At 71.3% G+C, this 8,160-nt stretch carries 5 protein-coding genes; all 5 read left to right on the top strand.

The features are described from left to right. Window position 1 precedes the first annotated feature (1 nt). The 5 genes from ABD785_RS21525 (at window position 2) to ABD785_RS21505 (ending at window position 8,159) form a co-directional block, all read left to right on the top strand. Complete coding sequence (locus ABD785_RS21525) at window positions 2-763, top strand: thioesterase II family protein (protein WP_344831142.1); 762 nt, start codon at window positions 2-4, stop codon at window positions 761-763. Further along, on the top strand, window positions 760-4,584 hold the full coding sequence (locus ABD785_RS21520) for an SDR family NAD(P)-dependent oxidoreductase (protein ID WP_344831139.1): 3,825 nt from the start codon (window positions 760-762) through the stop codon (window positions 4,582-4,584). The genes ABD785_RS21525 and ABD785_RS21520 overlap by 4 nt, the downstream gene beginning before the upstream one ends. A gap of 65 nt (window positions 4,585-4,649) precedes the next feature. After that, a complete protein-coding gene (locus ABD785_RS21515) occupies window positions 4,650-5,996 on the top strand; it encodes a lysine N(6)-hydroxylase/L-ornithine N(5)-oxygenase family protein (RefSeq protein WP_344831136.1) in 1,347 nt (448 codons plus the stop codon). Next, window positions 5,996-6,685: an FMN-binding negative transcriptional regulator gene (locus ABD785_RS21510; RefSeq protein WP_344831134.1), complete on the top strand. Its 690-nt coding sequence runs from the start codon at window positions 5,996-5,998 to the stop codon at window positions 6,683-6,685. The genes ABD785_RS21515 and ABD785_RS21510 overlap by 1 nt, the downstream gene beginning before the upstream one ends. A gap of 4 nt (window positions 6,686-6,689) precedes the next feature. Continuing rightward, window positions 6,690-8,159, top strand: coding sequence for a class I adenylate-forming enzyme family protein (locus tag ABD785_RS21505; protein ID WP_344831130.1), 1,470 nt, complete (start codon window positions 6,690-6,692; stop codon window positions 8,157-8,159). The last annotated feature ends 1 nt before the right edge of the window (window position 8,160 follow it).

The following is an 8,160-nucleotide window of genomic DNA, read 5'->3' as shown; positions in this document are numbered from 1 at the left end:
CGTGCGAGCTCACGGAGCATTCGAGACCGACTCCCTGTGGGTCCGCCGGGCCGCTCGCAGCAGGCCGGCCCTGCGGTTGATCTGCCTGCCCTACGGTGGGGGCGGCGCGTCGGTCTACCATTCGCTGGCCGGCCTCCTGCCCGACACGATCGAGGTCGTGGCCTTGCAGCTGCCGGGCCGCGAGGACCGGTCGGGAGAGCCCCCGCCCGTGAACCTCCGGAGGCTCGTCCACACCGGCTCCATCGCGCTCGGCCCCTACTGCGCCCTCCCGTACGCGTTCTACGGCCACTGCGCCGGAGCGCTGCTCGCCTTCGAGCTGGCCCACGAGATCAACGCCAGGTTCGGGACCTGGCCGCGGCACTTCATCGCGGCGGCCCAGCACGCTCCCCACCTCCCGTCCACCTCGGTGCTGCTGCGGCCGCTGCCGGACGACGAGCTGCTCGACACGGTCCGGCGGCGGGGCGGGCTGCCGGAGGCCGTCGCGCGGAACGCGGAGCTGACGGAGTTCCTGCTGCCGCTGCTGCGGTCGGACTTCCAGCTGTGGCGGCAGTACGGCCATCAGCCGAGGAAACCGATGCTGTGCCCGATCACGGCCCTGCGCGGAGTCGACGACGACATCGCCGACGCCCCCGCGGTGAGGGCATGGCAGGAGCACACCTCGGCCGACTTCGCCTTCCTCGAGGTCGAGGGCGGGCACTACTTCGCCAACGACATGCCGGCGGACACCGCTCGGCTGATCGCGGACCGGCTGGCACGCGGATGAGGACGGACACGCCACCGCCGTCGAACGGTTCACCCGCGGCCGACCTCGCCGCGATCACCGCAAGGGCAGAAGCGGTCCCCGGAGTGCGGGAGGCGGTCACGGTCGCCGACCGGGCACTCAAGCGCCGTGTCGAGACCGCGGCCCCGGCCGCCCCGGCCCCACCGGCGGTCGCGGAGCCGGAGTTTCCGCCGGGACCGGCGATCGCCGCCGGTCCCGTGCGGCGGCGGACCGCCGCCGAGGCACGGACCCTCCCCGAAGCGCTGCTCCGGGCCGCCGACCTGGTGCCCGATCGTGGCACGACGTTCCTCGACCCGGACGGGAGCGAGCACCGCCAGACCTACGCCCGGCTGCTCGACGACGCTCTGCGCACCCTCACCGGACTCCGGCAGGCCGGTGCCCGGCAGGGCCAGGCCGTCCTCCTGCACTGCGAGGACAACCGCGGCTTCGTCACCGGCTTCTGGGCGTGCCTGCTCGGCGGCCTCGTCCCGACACCGCTCGCGCCCCAGCAGCAGTCCGAAAGCGCCTACTCCCGGCGGTTCCACGGGGTGTGGTCCCTGCTGGACCGGCCGCTGATCGTGACGGCCCCGGGACGGCGCCACGCCCTCGAACGCCTCACCGAGCGGTGGGAGGACGGCGACCGGGTCAGGATCGAGGCCGTCGACGAGCTCATGACGCACGACCCGGCCACACCCGAGGCAGCCGATCCGGACGCCCCCGCCGTCAACCTGCTGACCTCGGGCAGCACCGGATTCCCGAAGATCGTGCAACACGCCCATGCCTCGATCGTCGCCCGCACCTACGCGACCGTCGCCGCGAACGGCTTCACCGAGCACGAGACGTCACTCAACTGGATGCCCCTCGACCACGTCGGCGGCATGGTGATGTTCAACGTGCGCGACGTGTTCCTCGGCTGCGAGCACGTCAACGCCACCACCGAGGCGTTCGTGCGCCGGCCGGTCAGCTGGCTCGACTGGATCGAGCGGTACAGCGCCACCAGCACCTGGGCCCCCAACTTCGCGTTCGCGCTGGTCAACAAGTGCCATCAGGAGATCGAAGGCGGCCGGTGGGACCTCTCGAGCATGACCAACATCTGCGACGCCGGCGAGGCCATCGTCCCGCGGACGGCGCACCGGTTCCTGGAACTGCTCGCACCGCACGGGCTGCCGGACGACGCCGTCGTCCCGTGCTGGGGGATGTCGGAGACGTCGTCGGGCGTCACGTACTCGAGGATGGACAGGAGGGATCCGGCCGCGGGGACCGTGAGCGTCAGCAGAGCGTCGCTGAACACCGGCAGGATCACCATCGTCCCGCACGGCAGCGCGCAGTCGATGGTGCTGGCCGACGTCGGCGCGCCCATCCCCGGGGTCGAACTCCGGGTCGTCGATGACGAGGGCGCCGTCCTGCGCGAACGTGATCTCGGACATCTGCACGTCAGAGGGTCGACGATGCTGCGTGAGTACTTCCGGAACCCCGAGGCGAACGCCGCGGCCCGCACCGCGGACGGCTGGTTCGACACCGGCGATCTCGGCTTCCTGCACGAAGGCCGCCTCACCCTGACCGGCCGTCAGAAGGACGTGCTCATCGTGAACGGCGCCAACTATCCGGCGCACGAGATGGAGACGGTGATCTCCGAGGCCCTCGGCGCAAGGGTGTCGATGGTGGCCGCCTGCGGCATCCAGGAGGAGAGCACGGGCACCGACGGTGCGCACGTCTTCTTCGTCCCCGCCGGTGAGGCCGTCGGCCGGATCGAGGCGGCGGTCGCCGACATCAGGACCGTGCTCGGCCGGGAGTTCGGGCTCGCGCCCGCGGCGATCGTCCCGGTCACCGGGGAGGAGTTCCCCCGCACCCCGACCGGCAAGATCCAGCGCAGCCGCCTGGCCGAGGCCTTCCGTGCCGGGCGATTCGACGACCGGACGCACTTCGCTCCGGGCGGAGCCGGCGCGGAGGACTCCTGGCTGTTCGAAGCGGTCTTCGAACCGGCCCGCCCGGTGGAACCCGTGGCCGGCGCCCGTCCGGTCCTGGTCTACGCCCCGTCCCCTGGCTGGTTCGACGAGCACCTCGCCGGAAGGCTGGGGGAGACCCCGTACGCGTTGATCACTCCCGCCTCGGGCGAGGCGATCATCGGACCGGCCCGCTTCCAGATCGATCCGGACGATCCCGGGCAGCACGACCGGGCCCTGGCCCGGATCGCCGAGGACCTCGGAACGGAGCTCCGGGTCGTCTACGCGTGGGCGATCGGAGGCGCCGCAGAGGACCCGGCCCTGCCCTCGGTGCGCCTGCTCGGGGCGCTCGCCGCCCTCGCCAGAGCGCTGCCCGCGGCGGAGATGACCGTGCTCACCAGGGGAGCTCTGGCCACCGGATCGGACACCGACGTCGATCCCGCCCGGGCGGCGCTGGCCGGGATGGTGCGGACCGCGAACACCGAGGCGACCTTGCGCTCGGTCCAGCTCGTGGACCTGCCCCTCGGCTCAGGCGACGCGGAGGCGGCGGGGGTCGCGCTCCTGAGCTTCGGCACGCCGGTCGTCGCGGTCCGCGCGGGTGCCGCGAGCACGCCGCGGCTCCGGCGCGTCGAGCAGGACCCGCGGATGGAGATCCCGGCCTCGATCCTGCCGCGCGGCGGCACCGCACTGATCATCGGCGGCCTCGGCGGAACAGGACGCCTCATCGCCGAGTACATCCTGGTGAGCACCGGTGCACGGCTGCTCATCACGGGCCGCACGGCGACCGGCGGGCATGCGGGAACGGGCGCCGACGCGGTGCTGGCCGACCTGTCCGAGCTCGGCGACGTCCGGTACGTCGCGGCGGACATCGCGGACGTCCGAGCCATGACGGCCGCGGTGGAGGAGGCCGAGCGCTCCTGGGGCCGGCCGCTGGACCTGGTCGTCGATCTCGCGGGAGCCTCCATCGCACCGCAGTGGGACGACATGGCCGCGCACGACCTGCGCCGGGAGTCGGTGGAGTGGCTGCGGGGCATGCTGCGTCCGAAGCTGGCGGGCTGCGCGTCCGTCGAGTCGCTGCTCGGCGGCCGTCCCGGCACGAGCGTCGTTCTCTTCTCCTCCGTCAACGGATTCCTCGGCGGAAGCTCCGTCGGGGCGTACGCCGCCGCGAACGCCGCTATGGAGGGGTTCGCCGCCAGATGGGCGAAGCGGGGCCGGACGGTTCGCTGCATCGGCTGGAGCATGTGGGCGGGCACCGGCATGAACGAGGGAAGCCCGCTCGTCCCGGCCGCCGAACGCCGAGGGTTCCGGGTCATCGAGCAGTCGAAGGGCCTCGAGCTGCTGGTCGCCGCGCTGCACGGCAGGAGGCCCTGGCTGCTCGCCGGCATCGACCCGGGGAACGCCTGGATCAAGGAGCATCTGGCAGCCGACCAGTTCGACGGCGCCAACCTCGTCGTCGCGGTGGTACCGGAGGAGTCCGCCGACCCCGGCGGCGTCATCGGGCGGGTCGCCGCGGACCTCGCGGCCGTCGGGGTCTTCGCGGACGTCGTGGCGTTGCCGGCGGTCCCGCGCGACGCGGCCGGGCTGCCGGACGGCGCGGCGATCCTGGCGCTCCGCGACGCCTCGCCCATCACCTACGCCGAGCCCGAGGGGCCTGCCGAGACCTCGGTCGCCGAGGTGTTCTCCGAGATCCTCGGACGGTCCGGCATCGGGCGTGACGATTCCTTCTTCGGCCTCGGCGGTGACTCGATCCGCGCGACCCAGGCGATGACCGCCATCAATGAGAGGCTGAGGTGCGATTTTCCCGTGCACGTTCTTTATACGCATTCGACGGTACGTGAACTCGCCACCGCCGTCGGATCGGCGGACGACCACCATGCTTGACCGGATATGCCACTCTGAGTATATTCCGTTGTGTCCTGAACGATATTTCGGTTGGGGTTGAGCCCATGCAATCCAACGGACTTCAGACGTACGATGTGGTGGGCGTAGGATTCGGCCCTTCCAATCTGTCGCTCGCGATCGCCCTGGAGGAGATGGCGGGAGCCGGCAGGCCCGGCCGAATGAACTCCGTATTCGTCGAGCGCCAGCCGTCACTGGGCTGGCACCGGGGAATGCTGCTGCCCGGGACGAAGATGCAGGTCTCCTTTCTGAAGGACCTCGTGACCTTCCGGAACCCGCTGTCGCGATACACCTTCGTCGCTTACCTGCACGCCAGCGGCCGGCTGGCGAACTTCGTGAACACCAAGGACTTCTTCCCCACCCGCCGTGAGTTCCACAGCTATCTCGAATGGGTCGGGGCGAGTTTCGCCGATCGCGTCACCTACGGCGCCGAAGTGGTCGCGGTGCGGCCGCTCGCGGATGCGGGCGGAGCCGTGGACAGGATGCAGGTGGAATTGTGTCGGAACGGCGACGGCGGCAGTGAGTTAATCAATGCCAGGAACATCGTCGTGTCGACCGGGCTGGCGCCCAGGGTGCCCGACGGAATCGTCCGCGGCCGGAATACCTGGCACAGTTCGGAGTTCCTGGCGAAATATCGCGAACGCGAACCGGGAAAGCTGAAACGCATCGCGGTGGTCGGCGCGGGGCAGAGCGGAGCCGAGATCGTGCGGTTCCTCTACGACGCGGAACCTGACGCCGAGATCTACGCGATCCTGCCGTCCTACGGCTATTCCGTGGCGGACAACACGCCCTTCGCCAACCAGATCTTCGACGCCGGTGCCGTCGACGACTACTACAACTCTCCCGAGCAGTCGAAGCGGATCATCTGGGAGTACCACAAGAACACCAACTACTCGGTGGTCGACGACGAGCTGATCAACAGCCTCTACCAGCGCTGCTACCAGGACGACCTGGAGAACAAGAAGCGGCTGCACGTCGTCAACGTCGCCAGGGTGCGGGGAGCGGAGGCGGCCGGCGACACGGTCAAGATCACGGTGGAGTCGATGCTCACCGGCCGGATCGACCGGTTCGACGTGGACCTGTTCGTCTGCGCGACCGGCTACGAGCCGATGGATCCGGCGAAGCTGCTCGGCGACCTCGAGGGCTACTGCGTGCGGGACGCCGAGAACCGGTTCTCCCTCGAGCGCGACTACCGGGTCGTGACGAAGCCGGAACTGCGCTGCGGCATCTACTTCCAGGGCGGTACCGAGCACACGCACGGTCTGTCGTCCTCGCTCCTGTCGAACATCGCGGTCCGCAGTGGGGAGATCGCGGAGTCGATCGCCCGGAGGCGCGCGCAGGACGGCCAGGGTCTCGACGGCGCGGACGCCTCGGTCGGGATCGGGGTCTCGTGATGCTGGTCCCGGAGATGTACCGGCCGCGCCGGGCGAGCGATGTCGTCGACGTCGTGCGCAGCAACCCGCTCGCGCTGGTGGCGGGCAACGGCGCCGAGACGCCGTTCGCCACCCACGCACCGGTCGTCATCGACCGGATGGCCGCCGAGTCGGACGCGGCGGAGTCGCTGGTCGGGGCGACCATGCTCGGACACATGAACCGGCGGAACGAGCACTGGGAGGCTCTGCGGGCGACCCGCAGCGTCCTGGCGGTCTTCCAGGGACCGCACTTCTACATCTCACCGGTCGCCTACGAGCAGCGACCCGCCGCACCGACCTGGAACTTCATCACCGTCCACCTCCGCGGACGGATCGAGACGATCCCCGGCGGCGAGCCGACCCTCGAGGTCGTCACCGCGACGGTTCAGGCCCTGGAGAAGGTCGCCGGCACGGCATGGGACATGACGGACTCGCTCGACTACTTCCGGCGGATCCAGCCCGGTGTCGGCGCGTTCCGGATGCACGTCGAGTCGGTGGAGGCCATGTTCAAGCTCAGCCAGGAGCATTCGCCCGAGGTCCGCCGCTCCATCCGCGAGCACCTGGTGGCGCGCGGCGGAGGCCCGAGCCGGGACCTGGCCGAGGCGATGTGGGCGGAGGAGCTCGCCACCGACGACCGGGGTCTCGCGCCATCCCCCTCCGATGGGCGGTGAGGGGATGACCGCGGTGGATCCGCAGGCGCCCCCCGCGGGCCACCCGGAGTCGCTGGGCGGCCTCGTCCGGTCGCTGGCCGGCCCCGAATCGGCGGCGTTGATCGACGATCTGGCAGGAGACCCCGTCGAGGGCGCGAAGATCGCCGGTCGGGTCGCGGGGATCTGCGCCGGGCTGCGTTCCGCCGGAGTGGAGCCGGGGGCGACCATCGCGGTCCGTGTCGGGCATGACGCGCCCTCGGCCCTCGCCCTGCTCGCCACGATGGCCTACGGCGTGGCGGTGCCGGTCGCCGCCGACGCGCCCGAGCTGCCGGCCGGTCCGTTCGACCTCCGCGCCGTCGTGTCCGCGGTTCCGGGGCCCGCCGAAGCGGCGCCGGTGACCCTCGACGTGTCCGACCCGGAGACCACCGGCCCCGGTGACCTCGACGAGGTGCCGTGCCGATGGGCCGGTGACCCGGCCCTGCTGCTGGGCACCTCGGGCACCACCGGTGACCCGAAGTGGGTCCGGCTGGCCCAGCGGAACCTCATGGCCGCCGGCGCCTTCATCGCCGGCTCGCTCGGGCTGACCCCGGGCGACCGGGGGCTTTCGATGATGCCCCTGCACCACGGCCACGGGATCACCGCAGGGCTGATCGCTCCGCTGCTCAGCGGCGGTGAGCTGGTCATCATCGACTCCTCGGACCTGGCCTTCCTGGAGGAGGCCCTGCGCTGCGAGATCACCTGGTACTCCGCGGCGCCCACGATGCACGCCTCGATGCTGGTCGCCAAGCGGTCCTGGCCCTCGTGGTTCTCCTCCTTCCGCCCGCGGGTGATCCGCTCGACCTCCGACGCGCTGCCCGCCCGGGAGCGCGCGAGGCTCGAGGCGGAGTTCTCGGCCCCGGTCATCGAGGCCTACGCGCTGACCGAGGTCCCCGGCCATGCGTGCACCCAGGTGCTCGGCGCCGTGAACGAGCCGGGCCGGATGCCCCCCCAGGCCGGAATCGAGGTCGAGACGATCGACCCCGACGGGGTCCCCACCGCTCCGGGCGTCCCCGGCCGGGTGCGGGTGCGGGGGCCGAACGTGATGCTCGGCTATGTCGGCGGCGACCCCGTCGGGCCCGGAGGCTGGTATCTCACGAGCGACCTCGCCGTATTCGGCCCCGACGGCCGGCTCACGGTCCTGGGGCGCGACTCCGACGCCATCAGGCGCGGCGGCGAGACGATCGCCCCGAGCACGGTCGAGTCGTGGGTCGAGAGGCATCCCGACATCGAGCGGGCCCGGGTCTGCGGTATCCCCCAGGAGGGGTTCGGCGAACAGATCTGCGTGGCCGTGATCAGCCCGCGCGGTGCGGACGCGGCAGGCGAGCTGCTGCGCGACCTGCGGCTGATGCTGCCGACCGCGATGTACCCGTCGAAGCTGCGCGTCGTCAGCGCGTTCCCCGAGAGCACCCAGGGCAAGCTCAGAAGAAGCGACCTGCGTCCGCTGTTCGAGGAGTAGG

The organism is Actinocorallia longicatena (assembly GCF_039534125.1).
GTDB classification, from domain to species: Bacteria; Actinomycetota; Actinomycetes; order Streptosporangiales; family Streptosporangiaceae; genus Actinocorallia; species Actinocorallia longicatena.
This window is presented reverse-complemented; position numbering and strand designations above follow the sequence as displayed.